17 protein-coding genes and 1 tRNA gene are annotated in these 15966 nt (G+C 63.0%); 8 read left to right on the forward strand and 10 right to left on the reverse strand.

Translation table 11 applies throughout. The features are described from left to right. The first annotated feature begins 2 nt into the window (after window positions 1–2). The 3 genes from ESB00_RS09395 to ESB00_RS09405 all read left to right on the forward strand — a co-directional run bounded on the left by ESB00_RS09395 (window position 3) and on the right by ESB00_RS09405 (window position 2462). On the forward strand, window positions 3–569 hold the full coding sequence (locus ESB00_RS09395; RefSeq protein ID WP_246026447.1) for a LysM peptidoglycan-binding domain-containing protein: 567 nt from the start codon (window positions 3–5) through the stop codon (window positions 567–569). Between the two features lies 1 nt (window position 570). Then, window positions 571–1503 carry a ParB/RepB/Spo0J family partition protein gene (locus tag ESB00_RS09400; protein ID WP_129047438.1) on the forward strand — a complete coding sequence of 311 codons (933 nt, stop codon included), beginning with the start codon at window positions 571–573 and terminating at the stop codon, window positions 1501–1503. A gap of 161 nt (window positions 1504–1664) precedes the next feature. Next, on the forward strand, window positions 1665–2462 hold the full coding sequence (locus tag ESB00_RS09405; protein WP_246026448.1) for an inositol monophosphatase family protein: 798 nt from the start codon (window positions 1665–1667) through the stop codon (window positions 2460–2462). A gap of 141 nt (window positions 2463–2603) precedes the next feature. Here ESB00_RS09405 and ESB00_RS09410 read toward each other — a convergent pair whose 3' ends face one another. The 4 genes from ESB00_RS09410 to ESB00_RS09425 form a co-directional block, all read right to left on the reverse strand. Next, the gene (locus tag ESB00_RS09410; RefSeq protein ID WP_129047439.1) at window positions 2604–3980 is read right to left on the reverse strand and encodes a Gfo/Idh/MocA family protein; all 1377 of its coding nucleotides are present in this window, start codon (window positions 3978–3980) and stop codon (window positions 2604–2606) included. A 97-nt stretch (window positions 3981–4077) separates the two neighbouring features. Continuing rightward, window positions 4078–4515 carry a hypothetical protein gene (locus ESB00_RS09415; protein ID WP_129047440.1) on the reverse strand — a complete coding sequence of 146 codons (438 nt, stop codon included), beginning with the start codon at window positions 4513–4515 and terminating at the stop codon, window positions 4078–4080. 158 nt (window positions 4516–4673) lie between these two features. Continuing rightward, complete coding sequence (locus ESB00_RS09420; RefSeq protein ID WP_129047441.1) at window positions 4674–6032, reverse strand: MBL fold metallo-hydrolase; 1359 nt, start codon at window positions 6030–6032, stop codon at window positions 4674–4676. 98 nt (window positions 6033–6130) lie between these two features. Continuing rightward, window positions 6131–6514 carry a Co(2+)/Mg(2+) efflux protein ApaG gene (locus tag ESB00_RS09425; RefSeq protein WP_129047442.1) on the reverse strand — a complete coding sequence of 128 codons (384 nt, stop codon included), beginning with the start codon at window positions 6512–6514 and terminating at the stop codon, window positions 6131–6133. Between the two features lie 160 nt (window positions 6515–6674). Between ESB00_RS09425 and purH the strand changes: the two genes are divergently transcribed. The 3 genes from purH (at window position 6675) to ESB00_RS09440 (ending at window position 10556) form a co-directional block, all read left to right on the forward strand. Continuing rightward, window positions 6675–8222 (forward strand): bifunctional phosphoribosylaminoimidazolecarboxamide formyltransferase/IMP cyclohydrolase, encoded by a 1548-nt coding sequence (purH, locus tag ESB00_RS09430; RefSeq protein ID WP_129047443.1) that lies wholly within the window; start codon window positions 6675–6677, stop codon window positions 8220–8222. Between the two features lie 121 nt (window positions 8223–8343). Beyond that, complete coding sequence (locus ESB00_RS09435) at window positions 8344–9126, forward strand: M48 family metallopeptidase (protein WP_129047444.1); 783 nt, start codon at window positions 8344–8346, stop codon at window positions 9124–9126. Window positions 9127–9185: 59 nt separating this feature from the next. Beyond that, window positions 9186–10556, forward strand: a complete 1371-nt coding sequence (locus ESB00_RS09440) for a M20/M25/M40 family metallo-hydrolase (RefSeq protein ID WP_129047445.1) — start codon at window positions 9186–9188, stop codon at window positions 10554–10556. A gap of 101 nt (window positions 10557–10657) precedes the next feature. Here ESB00_RS09440 and ESB00_RS09445 read toward each other — a convergent pair whose 3' ends face one another. The 3 genes from ESB00_RS09445 to ESB00_RS09455 all read right to left on the reverse strand — a co-directional run bounded on the left by ESB00_RS09445 (window position 10658) and on the right by ESB00_RS09455 (window position 12140). Continuing rightward, window positions 10658–11203 (reverse strand): OmpA family protein, encoded by a 546-nt coding sequence (locus tag ESB00_RS09445; RefSeq protein ID WP_129047446.1) that lies wholly within the window; start codon window positions 11201–11203, stop codon window positions 10658–10660. A gap of 87 nt (window positions 11204–11290) precedes the next feature. Beyond that, entirely contained in the window at window positions 11291–11953 is a 663-nt protein-coding gene (locus ESB00_RS09450; RefSeq protein ID WP_246026449.1) for a response regulator, read from the reverse strand. 112 nt (window positions 11954–12065) lie between these two features. After that, window positions 12066–12140: transfer RNA gene (locus tag ESB00_RS09455), tRNA-Lys, on the reverse strand. 117 nt (window positions 12141–12257) lie between these two features. On the opposite strand from ESB00_RS09455, the gene ESB00_RS09460 reads away from it, so the two are divergent. Continuing rightward, window positions 12258–12929, forward strand: a complete 672-nt coding sequence (locus ESB00_RS09460) for an RNA polymerase sigma factor (protein ID WP_129047447.1) — start codon at window positions 12258–12260, stop codon at window positions 12927–12929. Then, window positions 12926–13618, forward strand: coding sequence for an anti-sigma factor family protein (locus ESB00_RS09465; RefSeq protein WP_129047448.1), 693 nt, complete (start codon window positions 12926–12928; stop codon window positions 13616–13618). Before ESB00_RS09460 ends, ESB00_RS09465 begins: the two co-directional genes overlap by 4 nt. Window positions 13619–13671: 53 nt before the next feature. Here the strand turns inward: ESB00_RS09465 and ruvA are convergent, their stop codons facing one another. From ruvA to dapA, 3 genes are read right to left on the reverse strand one after another with little or no spacing between them, the layout of a single operon-like run. Beyond that, window positions 13672–14271, reverse strand: coding sequence for a Holliday junction branch migration protein RuvA (ruvA, locus tag ESB00_RS09470; RefSeq protein ID WP_129047449.1), 600 nt, complete (start codon window positions 14269–14271; stop codon window positions 13672–13674). Then, on the reverse strand, window positions 14272–15003 hold the full coding sequence (dapB, locus tag ESB00_RS09475; RefSeq protein ID WP_179954380.1) for a 4-hydroxy-tetrahydrodipicolinate reductase: 732 nt from the start codon (window positions 15001–15003) through the stop codon (window positions 14272–14274). Window positions 15004–15007: 4 nt separating this feature from the next. Further along, window positions 15008–15898 carry a 4-hydroxy-tetrahydrodipicolinate synthase gene (gene dapA, locus ESB00_RS09480; RefSeq protein WP_129047450.1) on the reverse strand — a complete coding sequence of 297 codons (891 nt, stop codon included), beginning with the start codon at window positions 15896–15898 and terminating at the stop codon, window positions 15008–15010. Window positions 15899–15966: the final 68 nt, after the last annotated feature.

The raw sequence follows: 15966 nt of genomic DNA on the forward strand, positions 1-15966 counted from the left end.
CTATGCGAGCTTTTACCCTGCGCTTCGGCGCCCTGATGCTGTTTCTCGCGGTCGGCGCGTCCGCCCAGATGGAGCGCGCGGAGCTGGCCTCTCTCCGCCAAGATGTCATGCTGCTCACCCAGCGCGTCGGTGAACTGACCATGACCGTCGAGCAGCTCACGCGTGAAAACAGCGCGTTGCAGGACAAGGCCAACCGGAGCTATGCCACGGTCGAGCAACTCAACAAGGCCATCGCCGACGTGAACCGCACGCTTGAATCCGAGCTGGTTGACCAGAAGCGCGAGATTCTGGCGCAGGTCGCCGGCCAGCTGGAAAAGCTGGGCAAGCAGACCAACGCCGCGCTCGACGCCCTCGCCAAGAGCCAAGCCACGCGCCCCGTCGTGCAGACCACGTTCGCGGAAGATTTTCCCAAGGAAGGCATCAATTACACCGTCCAGTCCGGTGACACGCTCGCAGTGATCGCCCGCAAGAACGGCGCCAAGCTCCAGGACATCATCAACGCCAACAAGATTGCCGACCCGACCAAGATTCGCGTCGGGCAGACGCTCTTCATTCCCCTCGCCAAATAACATGGCCAAGCCATCTCCTTCCCGTCTCGGCCGCGGTCTCGGCGCGCTGATCACCAGCTCCGCCGCCGCCCCCAAGCCCGCCGCTCCGGCACCCGCTCCGGCTGCCACGCCCGCTCCCGTCCCGGCCCCGGTGGTGGTCGAGGGGCTGCCCGGCTATCGGGAAATTCCGGTTCACCACGTCGAGCCCAACCCGTATCAGCCGCGCAAGGAGTTCTCCGACGAGGCGCTGGCCGAACTCGTGGAAAGCATCCGCGCCGAGGGCCTGCTGCAGCCGATTGTGGTGCGGTCCGCGGGCGACAAGTTCCAGCTCATCGCGGGTGAGCGCCGCTGGCGCGCCTTCCAGAAGCTCGGCGTGAAATCGATTCCCGCGCGGGTGATGAACTCGAGCGACGCCTCGGCCGCCACGCTGGCGATGATCGAGAACCTGCAGCGCGCCGACCTCAACCCGATCGAAGAAGCGCACGGCTACGCCAGTCTCATCCGCGATTTCGACCTCACGCAGGATGCCGCCGCCCAGCGCGTCGGCAAGGGCCGCGCCACGGTCGCCAATTCCCTGCGCCTGCTCGGCCTGGAGGCCGAGCTGCAGGGCTACGTGGGCAAGGGCATGCTCAGCGTCGGCCACGCCAAGGTGTTGCTCGGCGTCGAAGGCTCGGCCGAGCGCGCCGTGCTCGCCCGTCGCACCCTGGAGCAGGGGCTGAGCGTTCGCGCCCTCGAGGAACTCCTTCGCTCTCACGCCGGCGGCAAAACCGGCAAGAAGCGCCGCATGCCCGGGGCCACGGCCACTGCACTGGCCGACATCGAGAAAAAACTCACCTCGCACCTCGGCGCCCGCAGCTCGCTTAAGCACTCCGACAAGAACGGCCGCATCATCATCGAATACGCCGGCAACGACGACCTCGCCCGCGTGCTCGGCAAGATGGGACTGAACCTCTGAGTAGAACGAACAGCCGCCAAGGCCAGGCACAGGAGCTGACCGAGAGAACGGAGTTGGGTCGGGGTGTTTTACTAAGTGCTCCTCGTTTCATCCGTGGAGGAAACGAGACTTTCGCCATAAATGTCTTTCCTGTCTGGCATCCGTGTGCCTCCGTGTAATCCGTGGCTAACCCAGAACCAGACCAACGTATCGAAGTCGCGAAGCGGGCCGTCATGGCCGAGTCGGAACTCATGCACCGGGAATTCGGCCGGGCCCGCGCCGAGATCAAATACGACGGCACCAAGGTGACGCCAGTGGACGTCGCCATCTCGCAGCACCTGCAGGATGCCATCGCCAAAGCCTTTCCCGAGGACCAGTTTTTCAGCGAGGAACTTACGCCGACCGAAACGCCCACGCCCGTCACCTCGCGATTCTGCTGGGTCTGCGACCCGATTGACGGCACCAACAACTACGCCAACGGCATCGCCCACTGCGCCATCTCGCTCGCGTTGCTCGAACACGGCGAACCGGTCTATGGCGTGATCTACGACCTCGCCCGCCGGAAGCTCATCCACGGCGGCCCCGGGAGGGGCGTGTGGGACGGCGACCAGCAAGTGAAGGCCCGGCCCGATTCCCCGAGCGGCCACAGCCTGATCGGGTTTCATTCGCCAGTGGACAAGGTTTACGCTGGCGAGGGCAAGCGCCTGATCGAGAACTTCAAGATCCGCGGACTCGGCAGCAGCACGCTGCACCTCGCCTACGTGGCCATCGGCCTGCTCGACGGGGTGGTGGAGCACAACAACCGCCTCTGGGACATCGCCGCCGCCTGCGCTCTGGTTGAGGAGTCCGGCGCGAAGATCCACTACCTGACCGCTTCACCCTATCCGATGAAGGAGTTCACGCTGAAAGCCCCGCGCGTCCAATACGTCACTGGCAACGCCGCGACCGTGGTGAAGCTGCGGGAGATTTTGGGGCGGTGATTTGTAGGGGCGGGGTCTATTGAACAGTAGCCGCGTTGGAGCGGAGCGACAACGTGGTCGTTCTCGGACCACGCTTTCGCCTACGGCTCAAGCGCAGCTACACCGTGCAGCCCTGGTCTGCAATTGGAACCGAGCCTCCGCTCACACCTCGAATCCCTTGCGCGAGGGCCGGGACAGCATCGCGCTCGCGGCTGGGTCGCCGATGATCAGTTCCTTCGCCGGGTCCCACTGGAGTTTCTCGCGGCCGAGACGGATCGCGATGTTGGCGAGGTGGGCGATGGTGATGGAGCGATGGCCGATCTCGACGGGTGCGATGGGGGTGCCGCCGTCGTAGATGTGGTCCACGAAATCTTTTTCGTGGAGTCCGCTCACGGGCAGGTGGATTTCACCGGGCTCAATTTTCTTCCGCGCGAGTTCCTTGGGGGTCATCTCCAGCACGCCGCGGCCCACGAAGATCGCGCGCCCGTCCTCGCCCGTGAAGTGGAGGCCGTTGCGGTGGGAGTCCGAGACGTTCGCGCGCACCCCGTTGGCATAGACCACGTCAAAGGCGAACGCGGTCGGCGTGTTGTAAACCGCCGCCGGGTCAGGCAGGGTAGCCTTCACGTTCTCGATCCGAACCGGGCCGCCGGCATCCTCGCATAGCGCCCATTGCAGAATGTCGAGGTGGTGCGCGCCCCAGTCGGTCACGAAGCCGCCCGAGTAGTCCCAGTTGTGGCGCCAGTTGAGCTGGAGCAGGGCAGGCGTGTAGGGTCGTTCGGGTGCGGGCCCGAGCCACAGGTCGTAGTTCAGCTCGGCCGGCACGGGTTCGGGCTTGTTCCGGTTGGCGAGGCCCGACCAGTTGGTGTGGCCGCCGCTGAAGCCGATCTTCACTTGTTGGACCCGGCCGATGCGGCCGTTGCGGATGAACTCGCAGGCGGTGCGGAAATGCACGGAGCTGCGCTGTTGGGAGCCGGTTTGGAACGTGACGCCCGACTCGGCCACCGCCTGCGCCATGCGCCGGCCCTCGGCCACGGTCAGCGACAGCGGTTTCTGTCCGTAAACATGCAGGCCGCGCTTGATCGCGTGGAGCGCCGCCGCGCAGTGCCAGTGATCGGGCGTGCTCACATAGACGGCGTCGAGGTCCTCGCGGTCCAGCATTTCGCGGAAATCCTCATAGATACGGCAGCCCTTGAAGGTGCCGGAGTCCTTCCACTCGGCGTAATGCGCCTCCACGACCTTTTGACCAACGAGTCGGCCGCCGCGCAGTTCGCCCTTGTAGCCGTAGTTCGGCAGGTCCCTCACCGGGTCGGCCACCGCCACGACCTGCAGCCGCGGATCGCCCAGGAAGGTCGGCACACAGGCATGGGCCTGAGTGCCGAAGCCGATCACGCCAAGGTTGATTCGGTCAGCCGGCCCCGGCCGGCGAGGGCGGGTGCCGAGGCTGGCGGAAAACAGCGAAGGCAGGGCAAACAAACCGGTGGCAGCGAGCGCGGAGTTCTTGAGGAATTCGCGCCGGGGGAGAGTGGACAGTGACTTCATGGGGTTCCACTAGAGTTAACCTCCTTGTCGTGCTGTCAAACGTCGCAGCATATCGCTTAGAACTACGACTATGCTGGGGATGCCCCAAGCGACTTGCCTACGCATTCTTCGATTCAGAAATGGATACTGTTCCTGAAAAACCGTCGCTTAGCAGACCATCCAATTGCTCAATTGGTGTATGCTTACACAATAATTCAAATATCACATCAATGGTTTTATATGCTCTCTCGGCATTCTCTAGCGATATCTCCAATTCGAGTTTTGATGTCGGAGCATCAAAACGCTGTCTTTCAAATTCCGCACGCGACATAGTTTTATCGAACTTGATATACTCTGGCTTGGCGTGGGCGACCTTGTTGCGAATTTTGACAAGCCATATAACTGCGGCCCAAGGATCAGTCTCAAAATTTGGTTCCGGCATTTTTAGATTTACGACGACAATGCGCAGCTTGGCGATTGGGCTAGCTGATTCGTAATCTTTCCAACGCGGGATAAGGCGCTCGCCAAAAGCGTTGGCTAGGGCCTCTAAGGCCATAGCGGAAAAAGTTATCGTGACTAGTTCATCGTATAACCAGCCGGGGGCCCTCATTCGTGCGCGTTCTAAGGCCAAATGTGCAGCACCGATTAGGATATGGTGCGGCGAGAATTCACGTTCTCGGTGAACTCGCATTTGGACTGAATTATTACCGTTCATTAAACCGTATATGTCTGCAGCGGCACCGGATCGAGCACCTTGGCTTTCGGGAGCTTCTCCTTGAGCTGCTCGGCAAACCATGCGCGGGCGGGCGGGTCGCCGTGGGTGAGGACGATCGAGCGGGGGTGGCTCTGGACGGCGTAGTCGAGGAGTTCCTCGCGGTCGGCGTGGCCGGAGAGCTCGAAGCGTTCGATCTGGCAGCGGAGCTTCACCTTCACGTTGGCGTCGGCGAAGAGGAAGGGCTCGCCTTTCTCGGCGGCGAGGAGCGCGCCGCCGACGGTCTCGGGGTCGCAGTAGCCGACGAAGCAGATGCTGTGCTTCGGCGAGGCGGCGAGGGCGGAGGCGAGGGTGTAGGAGGGCGTCTTCTCGACCATCATGCCGGAGCTGACGACGTAGATGCCCTGCTGGGGCGGCTCCTTGCCGGCCTTGATGTCACGGGGCGTCTTGCGGACTTGGAGGTCCTTGAGAATCGTGCGGGTGAAGTGGACGGCGCCGGTCTTCTTGGCGATCTGATCGAAGAGGTCGGCGATGTCCATGCCGAGGCCGGAGGCGAAAATCGGCGCGTCCACCAGCTTGTTGAATTTTCGGGCATCGTGGAGGATGGCCATGATCTCCTGCATGCGGCCGAGGGCGAAGACCGGGATGAGCACGGAGCCGCCCCGCTCGATCGTGGCATTGATTGTCTCCACGAGTCGGATCATCTCGAAGGAGCGGGTCTTTTCGGCGGCACGCTCCGTGACACCGCGCGTGGTCTCCATGACAAGCGTGTCAAATTTCGCCTTGGGGAACATGGCGCCGGCGAGGATGCGTTGGACGTTGAAGAGCACGTCGCCGGTGATAAAGAGTCGGCGGTTCTTATGGTGGATCTCGACGCCGGCGGCGCCGGGGATATGGCCGGCGGGGTGGAGGATGAACTCGATGTCGTCCTTGGCGCCCGAGAACTTCTTGGCGTGGTTGTAGGGGTGACCGTAGAGACGTGGGGCGATCCGGTCGATTTCCTCGTGCGTGAACAGCGGGTAATCGGCCGTGCCCTTCTCCTCGCGCTCGCGGACCATCACGTTGACGGAATTGTGCAGCATGCGCTCGATGAGCATGCGGCTGGGCTGGGTCATGATCACCGGCACATCGGGCTGGTTGCGCAGGAGCAACGGGAGTGAGCCGATGTGGTCGAGGTGACAGTGCGTGATGATGATCAGGTCGAGCTTCACGCCCTGGAGCGGGCGGAGGTTCGGGGCGGCGTCGCGGCCGGATTTCTTGGGGTGCAGGCCGCTGTCGATGACGAGGTGGAAGTCGCCGAGCTGGATATAGAGCGAATTCGCGCCGATGCCGCCGTCGCCGTTGAGATCGATGAGCTTCATTAAAAGGGGCCGTCAGGGCGCCAGGCGGAACGCCGCGGCCATCCAGTCGGCTGGATCGCCACGTCCGGCGGAGCCGGACTCGCGATGACAAAGACAGGTCAACCCCGTGGAATCGTCATGTCAAACGCCGGGATGCGCACATAGATCCGCTGGCCGTCCTCGTCCACGCCGTGAAAGCTGCCCGTTGCCCGGGCGTCGCAGTGGCCGACGTGGTAGCTGTTGTAGGAAAAATGCTCTCCCGAGGCGAGTGTAGGGGTCTCGCCGACGATCTTGTCGCCCTCGACGACCAGGCGCGTGCCGTCGGCGTGCTCGATGATCCATTTCCGTCCGAGCAGGGTGACGATGCGGTCGGAGTCGTTGCGAATGGTGAGGAAGTAGATGAACGCGTGCGGCTTGTCAGGCGGTAGCTGCTCTCCGCCGTGGCGATAGACCAGGTTGTCCAGATGGACCTTGAGACCGGGCAGTTCAAGCGACGCGGGCATGGAAAGGAGGAAGACAGGGAAACCTGAAACTTGAAACCTGAAACCTGTGGATTAAGCCACATCTCTGGATCATATTCAGGTTTCAGGTCTCAGCTTTCAGGTTTTCTGACCGGCTTTCGGCTTGCCGGGGAATTGGGCGGGGCGCACAAAGGCCGTTCCTATGGAAAAGCTCGCGCTGCTCTCGGTCAGTGACAAACGCGGTCTGGTGGACTTCGCCACGGCCCTCGTCAAACAGCATGGTTACCGCCTGCTCTCGACCGGCGGCACGGCCAAGCTCCTCGCCGGCGCGGGTCTGCCGGTGACCGAGGTTAGCGAGCACACGGGTTTCCCGGAGATGATGGAAGGTCGTGTGAAGACCCTGCACCCGAAGATCCACGGCGGCCTGCTGTGCCGCCGCGACAAGGAAGACCACCTGGCTGCGGCCCGCCAGCACGGCATCGGGCTGATCGACCTCGTGGTGGTTAACCTCTATCCCTTCGAGCAGACCGTCGCGAAGCCGCACGTCGAGTTCGAGGAGGCGATTGAAAATATCGACATCGGCGGACCGTCCATGCTGCGCAGCGCCGCAAAGAACCACGAGAGCGTGACCGTCGTCTGCGATCCCGACGACTATGCCTCGGTGATTGTCGGGCTGGCCAACCCCGCCGGCATGGGCGCGCTGCGCCGGAAGCTTGCGCTGAAGGTCTTCCAGCGCACGGGCGCCTACGACACCGCCATCGCGAAGTATCTCGAGGGCCAGCAGGCCGAACCCGACCTCGAGGCCCTGAGTGGATTCCCGGCGAGTTACTCGCTCACATTGAAGAAGGCGCAGAGCCTGCGTTACGGCGAGAATCCCCACCAGAAGGCCGCGCTCTATGGCACCTTCCACGACCACTTCCAGCAGCTGCAGGGCAAGGAGCTCAGCTATAACAACATTTTGGACATCACTTCGGCGACCTACCTGATCGGCGAATTCGAGCGTCCGACGGTGGCGATCCTGAAGCACACGAATCCCTGCGGCGTCGCCAGCGCCGACTCACTGATCGAAGCGTGGCACAAGGCCTACGCGACTGACCGGCAGGCGCCGTTCGGCGGCATCATTGTCGTCAATCAGACCCTCGGCGTGGACGTCGCCGAGCAGATCAAGGACATCTTCACCGAGGTCATCATCGCCCCGCGGTTCTCCGACGAGGCGCTGGCGATCTTCGCCAAAAAGAAGAATCTCCGTCTCATGATCGCCAAGGAGGGCATCGGCGCCGACGCCCTGCAGGAAGTACGTTCCGTGGTCGGTGGCGTGTTAGTGCAGGACCGCGACCGCTCGATGGAAAAGATGGCGGCCTGCGAGATCGTGACCAAGCGCCAGCCCACGGCCGACGAATGGGCCTCGATGCTCTTTGGCTGGAAGGTCGGCAAGCACGTCAAATCGAACGCCATCGTCTATTGCCGCGGCGAGCAGACGCTCGGCATCGGCGCCGGGCAGATGGCCCGCGTGGACAGCTCGCGCATCGCCGTGTGGAAGGCCGGTGAGGCCAAGCTCGACCTCAAGGGCTCGGTCGTGGCCAGCGAGGCGCTGTTCCCCTTTGCCGACGGCCTGATCGCCGCCGCCGACGCCGGTGCCACCTGCGCCATCCAGCCGGGCGGCTCGGTGCGCGACGAGGAAGTCATCAAGGCCGCCGACGAGCGCGGCATGGCGATGGTCTTCACCGGCGTGCGGCATTTTAAGCACTGAGCTGCTTGTAGCGGCGCGCTATGAGCGCCATCGGACAAGGTCGGCGGTTACAGGTGTTGCGCCGCTACAGCCGATCCAAACTTCCGCTTGGCGGATGTTGGTTGGCAGCTATCCTTGTCGCATGAAAACGATTTTCCTATGGGTGCCCGTCGCTGCGCTGCTGGTGCTGGCCGGCTGTTACACGGTGCCGGAGACCGGTCGTCGCTCGATGATCATCATCCCGCCCAACGAGGAACTGCAGATGGGGGCGGCGGCGTTTACCGAAATGAAAACCAAGGAGAAGCTCTCCACTGACATCGAGGCCAACGCCCGCGTGTCCCGCATCGGCAAGCGCATCGCGGATGCCGTGGGCGATGCCTTGCCCGGGGCCAAGTGGGAGTTCGTGGTGTTCGACGAGCCCAAGACCATCAATGCCTTTGCCCTGCCCGGCGGGAAGGTGGGCGTCTATACCGGACTGATCAACCTCGCCAGTTCCGACGACGAGATCGCCATCGTCATGGGCCACGAGATCGCGCACGTCACGGCCCGACACGGGGCGGAGCGCATGTCGCAAGGGCTGGTCGCGGGCCTGATCGGCGCGGGCGTGGAAGTGGCCACAGAGGACAAGAAGCATCGCGACCTGATCCGTGTGGCCTACGGCCTCGGCGCCGCGGGTGCGACGCTGGCTTTCTCGCGCGGCAACGAAAGCGAAGCGGATTTCATCGGCCTGCGCTATGCGGCACGGGCCGGCTACAATCCGATGGCGGCAGTCACGTTTTGGCGGAAGATGGCGGCGCAGAAAGACGGGCCCCAGCCCCCGAAATGGATTTCAACGCATCCGCCCCACGCCGAACGCATCGCCGACCTGCAGAAGTGGATGCCGGAAGTGTTGCCGCTCTACGAGAAAGCAAAAGAACGCTACTGAAGCGTGCGCGCCGCGACTTCGGGCTAGCGCTATGACACAACCTGCGGCAAGGTGGCCGCATGTTTGACCCCGTTGAAAAACTGAAGGAATACGTGCGGCATGCCAGCGTTTCGGCGGACCCGCAGTTCAAAGCCGGCATGGTCGGCGCACAGCAGTTCGTGTCGGGCCTGCTCAAGGAGATGGGCTTCGCCGTCGAGGTGGTGCCGACCGCGCTGCATCCGGTGATCGTCGCCAAGCGCGGCGACAACCCGGCCTGGCCGCATGTCATCATCTACGGCCACTACGACGTGCAGCCGCCCGACCCGCTCGACAAGTGGCACACGCCGCCGTTCGAGCCGACGATCAAGGGGGAGCGCATGTTCGGTCGCGGCACCGCCGACAACAAGGGGCCGCTCATGGTGCATTTTGCCGCCGTCGCTCGCCTGTTGGAGAAGAACCCGAATCTGCCGCTGCGGATCACGTTCGTGGTCGAGGGCGAGGAGGAGATCGGCAGTCAGAACTTCAAGACCTTCCTGCTCGCGAACAAGGAGAAGCTGCGCGGGGATTTCGTCTATTTGTCCGACACCGGCATCCCGAATGCCGACCAGATGGTGGTCACGGTCGGCCTGCGCGGCATGATGGCCTTTGAAGTGGAGCTGACCGGGCCCAAGGGCGATCTGCATTCCGGCATGCACGGCGGCGTGCTCATGAACCCGTTGCAGGCGCTGGCCGAGCTGTGTGCGTCACTGCACACGCCGGACGGCCGCGTGAACATTCCCGGTTTCTACGACAGCGTGATCGAGCCGCACGCCTGGGAGCGCGAACAGCTCGCCACGCTCGGCCTGAAGGAGTCGGATTACGCGGCGTTTCTTGGGATCAATGAATTCCACACGCCGCCGGGCTACACTCCCTTCGAGGCGATCCGTTTCCTGCCCACGCTCGAGTTCAACGGTTTTAGCGGTGGTTATCAGGGGGAGGGGACCAAAACCGTCATCCCGAGCAAGGCGCGGGTGAAAATCACCTGCCGCCTCGTGCCGAACCAGACGCCCACCAACATGAAGCAGGTCGTTTTCGATGCGATCCGCGCGCGTTGCCCGAAAGGGGTGACCATGACGATCACCGAGCAGCACCACGCCACGCCCTATGTGGCGATCCCGCCCGACCGCTCCAACACGCCGAAAGACCAGTCGCCCGTGCTGGCACGCGGTTTCCGTGCGCTGGAGAAGGCGGTGGTCGAGACCTGGGGCAAGCCGCCACTGTTTCTGCGCGAGGGCGGTAGCGTCGGCCTGATCGCTGACCTGAAGGAAGTGCTCGGCATCGACGCCGTCATGCCCGGACTGTTCCTCCCGGAGGACAATCTGCATGCGCCCAATGAGAGTTTTCACCTCGGCGTTATGAAGAAGGGCATCGAGATGTCCGAGCGCATGCTGGAGGAGCTGGCGAAAGGATGAAGGAGAGACCGAACCGGGGCGAGGGCGCCCCGGCTCCATTCTATACAAAACAAAAGGCCGCGGAGGAATCCGCGGCCTTGGTTTTGAAATGCGTCGGAAGATTACTGCTTCACCAGCTCGATGAAGTCCACCCGGCGATCCTTGGCCCACTCGCTTTCGCTGCCGCCCTGCTTGGCTTCGGTGGAGCCCTTGGAGAGCGTCTCAAGGCGGGCGGCGTCGGCGCCAAGGGAGACGAGGTAGCGCTTCACGGAGTTGGAGCGGTTCTCACCGAGGCCGAGGTTGTATTCGGCGGTGCCGCGCCAGTCGCAGTGGCCGACAAGCACGAGATTTTTGCCGGGATTGTCCTGCAGCCACTTCAGCACGTTCTGCAGCTTCGGTCGCTCGGCGGGGGCGACGGCAAAACGATCAAGGGCGAAGTAGATGGGCTCGACCACGCTCTTGTTGGCGGCATCGGGAGCAGCACCAAGGTCTCGGTTCTCGAGGTTGATGGTCTCACCGGGCATCGCGATCTCGTCTGGATTCACCGTAGAACCCGGGCCGGTCGCGGTCGTGTCAACCGGGGCGCGCATGGGCTTTTTGGCGCACGCACTGAGCAGCAGGGCGGCGGCGACAAGGGAGAGGCCGAGGAGTTTGGAAACGTGCTTCATGGAAGGCGAAAGAGTCTGGCGGTTATTGGATAAAGGCTTGGGGCGCGCAAGAATTAAACAGTCCGGAGCAGCGTCCGGGCCAACGGCTCATTTGCGGTGATCGATCAGCCCGATCTCCAGCGAGTAACGGGTCAGGCTGGCGACGTCGTGCAGGTCGAGCTTCTTCATCAGGTTGGTGCGATGATTATCCACCGTCTTGACGCTGATCTCGAGTTTTTGGGCGATCTGCTTGGTGCTGTTGCTTTCAGCCACCAGCTTGAGGATTTCACGCTCCCGGTCGGTCAGGGTTTCGACCCCGGTGGCGGAGTTTTTGTTGGCCACCACCGTGCGCAGGAGGGCGGCCACGCCGGGACCGAAGTAGGTGCCACCCTTGGAGATGGTCTCCAGGCCTTTCTTGAATTCCCCCAGACCGGCGGTCTTCTCGACGAAACCGTGGGCGCCGGCCTCCAGCATTTCCCGGACGAGCGCCGGGGTTTCGTAGGCGGAAAACACCAGCACGCGGGTGGACTTGAGCGGCTTGCTGATGCGGCGGAGGATGTCCACGCCACTCAGGCCGGGGAGGCGGGCATCGAGCACGATCAAGTCGGGTTTAAGGTCGAGGCAGAGCTGGCAGGCCTGATGGCCTTCGCCGCTCTCTCCCACGATCTTGTAGGCAGGATCGACCCGCAGAATTTCCGCCAACATCTCGCGAATGGCGGTGTGATCCTCGACGATTACAATGCGTTTGGCGGCTGGCAGATTGGTGGACACGGCTGATGGCGACTTGGGGGCTTGCCCCTAGAAACTAGGTGGTCGCACTGTCCAGAATCTGGGGAAGATTACAACCCCAGATTGGGTATGTCCTCAAGTGGCAGGAGCGGGGTGGTGGGTCGACTGGGATTCGAACCCAGAACCAACGACTTAAAAGGACGCTGCTCTACCATTGAGCTATCGACCCGTTCCGACCAGAGGACTGGAGATAGTTTTTCGTCGCCGGGGCATGGCAAGAATTAATTGCAGGCCTCGACACTGCAACCGCGGCATTGACCGGCGCGTCATTCCGGGTGCAAGCTCCATGCAAATTACTGCGATCCCCGTGGGAACAATTCTCAAATTTCCTGATCAGAAAGAGCCTGACCACATGACCGCCAAGGCTCAGGAAGTTGCCCTAGACCGCATGCTCGTTGACCGCTTCAAAGGCGGGGACAATTCGGCATTTGATCAACTGGTAAGTCGTTACTGGGACCGCATCTATGCGATGACCAACCAGCTTCTGCGCAACCAGCAGGACGCCGAGGAGGTCACCCAAGACGCCTTCATTCGGGCCCATCGCGGTCTCGCAAATTTCCGCGGCGACTCCGCTTTCTCTACCTGGCTATACCAGATTGCCACCAATCTCGCGCGCAACCGCTACTGGTACTGGTGGCGCCGCAAGCGCGACAAGTCCGTATCCTTTGATGCACCCTTGGGCGATGAAAACGATACGACGCTCGCCGAACTGATTCCCGCCGAGCAGGAGACGCCCGAAGACGCCACCGTCACCCAGGAATTCGTCGGCCGCGTGTCCGAGTGCATGGAGGAACTCAACGAGAAGCACCGCGAGATCCTGATCCTGCGCAATGTGCAGAACCTTTCCTACGAAGAAATCGCCGAAATCCTCGGCATCAGCGTGGGCACGGTCAAAAGCCGTATCGCGCGCGCTCGTGAGAGCCTGCGCGAAAAACTAGGGGAGGAATTCCAGCCATGAAAGACCATCGATTCATCGAATTGCTGAATCTCTACATCGACCGGCAGATCACGGCCGGAGAAACCGCGGAGCTGGAGGCCGAGTTGCAGGCCAACCCGAAGCGTCAGGCCGTTTACCGCCAGTATTGCCAGATCCACACCGCCACGAAGCAGGTGTATGCCAGCTTCCGGGCCAGCGCCGAGACCTCCGCCACGGAAACCACCCAGACCGGCGTCATCGAGCTTTTTGAAAGCCGTCGTCGCCGCGCCCATTGGGTCTATTACGCCGGTGGCATGGCGGCGGCCGCCTGCCTGGCTCTCGTCTTTTTCCGTCAGAATCCGACAACTGAGACGGTCACACCGGTTGCCACGGTCAATGCCAAGCCTGCTGCGATTGTCGCGGTTTCGGCCCCTGCGGTCAGCGCCGCCACCGTTTCGGCCCATGAACTGGCTCCCGTATCCGCCGGCCTCCACGAAACCCCGGCCACCAATCACAACTACAGCGCCATGCTGACCGTCCTGCGCGAGCAGGATGAGGAGCGAAGCTTCAGCAACGCCCGGCTGCAGGCCGGTCGCCTACAGCCGCTGTTTGACGACAGCCTGTTTGATCCGGTCCGCGCCAATTCCGCCCAGGAACAACGCGTGTTCCGCAGTCATCAGGCAACGCCCGCGCAGCAAGCCGAGTTCTCGGCATTCCAATTCCAGCGCTGAGCGATTCATTCAGCCGCCCCGAGCCGGGGCGGCTTTTTTGTGTCCGCCGACGCTCAACCGAGCGCTTTCTTGATCAGGGCCTCGGTCGTGGCCTTGGGCCCAAGCGCCACCCACGCCTGGCGGACGGCCTTGTCGGCATCGGCCGCCTTGTAGCCGAGGGCAGTGAGCGCGAGCACGGCGTCGTTTACGCGATTGTCCGCGACCGGAGTGGAACTTTCGAGCGAAGCGGGAACCGCACCCAGGTCGGCCGGGTTGAGTTTGTCGCGCAGCTCGATGACGAGGCGTTCAGCGGTTTTCCGGCCGATGCCCGGGCACTTGGCCAGCAACCCGACATCGCCCGCAGCGATGGCTGATTTCAGCGTGGGCAGGGAGAGCTTGCTCATGACGCTCAGCGCCATTTTCGGCCCAACCCCGGTTACTTTCTCGACCAGCAACCGGAAAAAATTCCGCTCCTCGACCGTCGCGAAGCCGTAAAGCGTCTGCGAGTCCTCCCGGTAAACCGCAAGGGTGTGCAGCTTGGCGACCTGACCGGGCTGAGGCAGCCGCTCGGCGGTCGTGACCGGAATGTTGATCTCGTAGCCAAGTCCGCCGGTTTCGATCACCGCCACGAGCGGCGTGGCGGAAACAAGGATGCCGGAGACGCTGGTGATCATTTATTTCAGTCCGAGCACGTCCTGCATGTCGTAAACGCCGGGCTTTTGGCTCACGACCCACTTGGCCGCGCGAACTGCGCCACGGGCGAAAATGCCCCGATCGGAAGCCTTGTGCGTGAGCTCCAGGCGCTCACCGAGCGCAGCGAAGAGCACCGTGTGGTCGCCGACGACATCACCGCCGCGCAACGCGTGGACGCCGACCTCGGAAGGTTGCCGTTCGCCGGTAATTCCGGAGCGCCCGTGCTTCAGGGCATTGGCGGTCAGCTTCCGCTCCTCAAGAATGATTTCAAGCAGACGCGCGGCGGTGCCGCTGGGCGCATCCTTCTTAAAACGGTGATGCATCTCGATGACTTCGGTGTCGTAGTCGGCGCCGAGCACGGCAGTGGCGCGGCGGGTGAGGGCGAAGAGCAGGTTCACGCCGACGGAGAAGTTGCCGGCCCACACGCAGGGAACCTGCGCGGCGAGCGCGAGCAGACGCGCCTTTTCGTCGGCCGCGTGGCCGGTCGTGCCGATCACAATCGGCTTGCGTCGGGTTACGGCGAGTTCGAGCAGTTTGCCGGTGGCGTGATGGGAGCTGAAATCTATGATCACGTCGCAGGCCCCGAGGTGGGTGGCGGCGTCATCCCCGGCATCGATGGCGGCGCTGATGGTTGCCTGCATGTCGGCGGCGGCCGCAGCTACGGCCTGCCCCATGCGTCCCTTGGAACCGTTGAGCAGAATCTTCAGGCTCATGGGCTCAGCGGGCGAAAGCCTTGAGGGTGGCACGCAGCGTTTCGCGGCTGGCGTCGGTAAGTTCGCACAGCGGAGGGCGCACTTCGGGCGAACCGATGATCCCGGCCTCGGCCATGGCGAGCTTGATGGGGGCAGGGTTGGATTCGATGAAGATTGTCTTGAACACCGGATACAGGCGGCGGTGCAGCGCGCGGGCCTTGGCATAGTCGCCGGCGAGCGCCAGGCTGACGAGCCGACTGACCTCCTTGGGCAGAAGGTTGCTGGCCACACTGATCACGCCTTTGGCGCCGACGGCCATGAAGGGCAGGGTGAGGGAGTCGTCGCCGCTCAGCACGGTCATGTCGTTGCCGAGCGCGGCGACGATCTGGTCAACCCGGTCCACGCTGCCGCCGGCCTCCTTGATGTGGGCGACATGCGGGAACTTGGCGCGCAGGCGCTCAATGACCTTCACACTGATCTCGATGCCGCAGCGGCCGGGGATCGAGTAGAGCACGATCGGCTTGTTGGTGATGCCGGCGATCTCGGCGAAGTGCCGGTAAAGCCCCTCCTGCGTCGGGCGGTTGTAGTAGGGCGCCACCAACAGGAAGCCGTCGGCGCCGGCCTCATCGGCGGCCCGGGTCATGTCAATGGCTTCGCGGGTCGAGTTGGAGCCTGTGCCGGCGATGATCGGCACGCGGCCGCGCGCGGTCTCGATTGTGCAGCGAATGACATCGAGATGCTCCTCGTGGGAAACCGTCGGCGACTCCCCGGTGGTGCCCACCGGCACGAGACCGCTGATGCCGCCCCTGATCTGGAAATTCACCAATTTCTTCAGCTCATCGTATGCGACGGCCCCGTCACGGAACGGCGTGACGATGGCGGTGTAGGTGCCGGTGAAGGTGCGGGGACGATTCATGGGAAAGTTACCTTGAACGAAGCAAAGTTAGCCTTTAGGCAAAGCACAGCTTTAAGGGCGGTTCACGC

It is taken from the genome of Oleiharenicola lentus (assembly GCF_004118375.1).
In the GTDB taxonomy this organism is placed as follows: Bacteria; Verrucomicrobiota; Verrucomicrobiia; order Opitutales; family Opitutaceae; genus Lacunisphaera; species Lacunisphaera lenta.

Bases quoted from the DNA above. Each gene is read 5' to 3' on its own strand.
- ESB00_RS09435 (WP_129047444.1), top strand. From the start codon at position 8,344: ATGAAAACGATTTTCCTATGGGTGCCCGTCGCTGCGCTGCTGGTGCTG.
- ESB00_RS09395 (WP_246026447.1), top strand. From the start codon at position 3: ATGCGAGCTTTTACCCTGCGCTTCGGCGCCCTGATGCTGTTTCTCGCG.
- ESB00_RS09415 (WP_129047440.1), bottom strand. From the start codon at position 4,515: ATGGCCTTAGAGGCCCTAGCCAACGCTTTTGGCGAGCGCCTTATCCCG.
- ESB00_RS09460 (WP_129047447.1), top strand. From the start codon at position 12,258: ATGCAAATTACTGCGATCCCCGTGGGAACAATTCTCAAATTTCCTGAT.
- ESB00_RS09440 (WP_129047445.1), top strand. From the start codon at position 9,186: ATGTTTGACCCCGTTGAAAAACTGAAGGAATACGTGCGGCATGCCAGC.
- ESB00_RS09410 (WP_129047439.1), bottom strand. From the start codon at position 3,980: ATGAAGTCACTGTCCACTCTCCCCCGGCGCGAATTCCTCAAGAACTCC.
- purH (WP_129047443.1), top strand. From the start codon at position 6,675: ATGGAAAAGCTCGCGCTGCTCTCGGTCAGTGACAAACGCGGTCTGGTG.
- ESB00_RS09445 (WP_129047446.1), bottom strand. From the start codon at position 11,203: ATGAAGCACGTTTCCAAACTCCTCGGCCTCTCCCTTGTCGCCGCCGCC.
- dapA (WP_129047450.1), bottom strand. From the start codon at position 15,898: ATGAATCGTCCCCGCACCTTCACCGGCACCTACACCGCCATCGTCACG.
- ruvA (WP_129047449.1), bottom strand. From the start codon at position 14,271: ATGATCACCAGCGTCTCCGGCATCCTTGTTTCCGCCACGCCGCTCGTG.
- ESB00_RS09425 (WP_129047442.1), bottom strand. From the start codon at position 6,514: ATGCCCGCGTCGCTTGAACTGCCCGGTCTCAAGGTCCATCTGGACAAC.
- ESB00_RS09400 (WP_129047438.1), top strand. From the start codon at position 571: ATGGCCAAGCCATCTCCTTCCCGTCTCGGCCGCGGTCTCGGCGCGCTG.
- ESB00_RS09420 (WP_129047441.1), bottom strand. From the start codon at position 6,032: ATGAAGCTCATCGATCTCAACGGCGACGGCGGCATCGGCGCGAATTCG.
- ESB00_RS09465 (WP_129047448.1), top strand. From the start codon at position 12,926: ATGAAAGACCATCGATTCATCGAATTGCTGAATCTCTACATCGACCGG.
- dapB (WP_179954380.1), bottom strand. From the start codon at position 15,003: ATGAGCCTGAAGATTCTGCTCAACGGTTCCAAGGGACGCATGGGGCAG.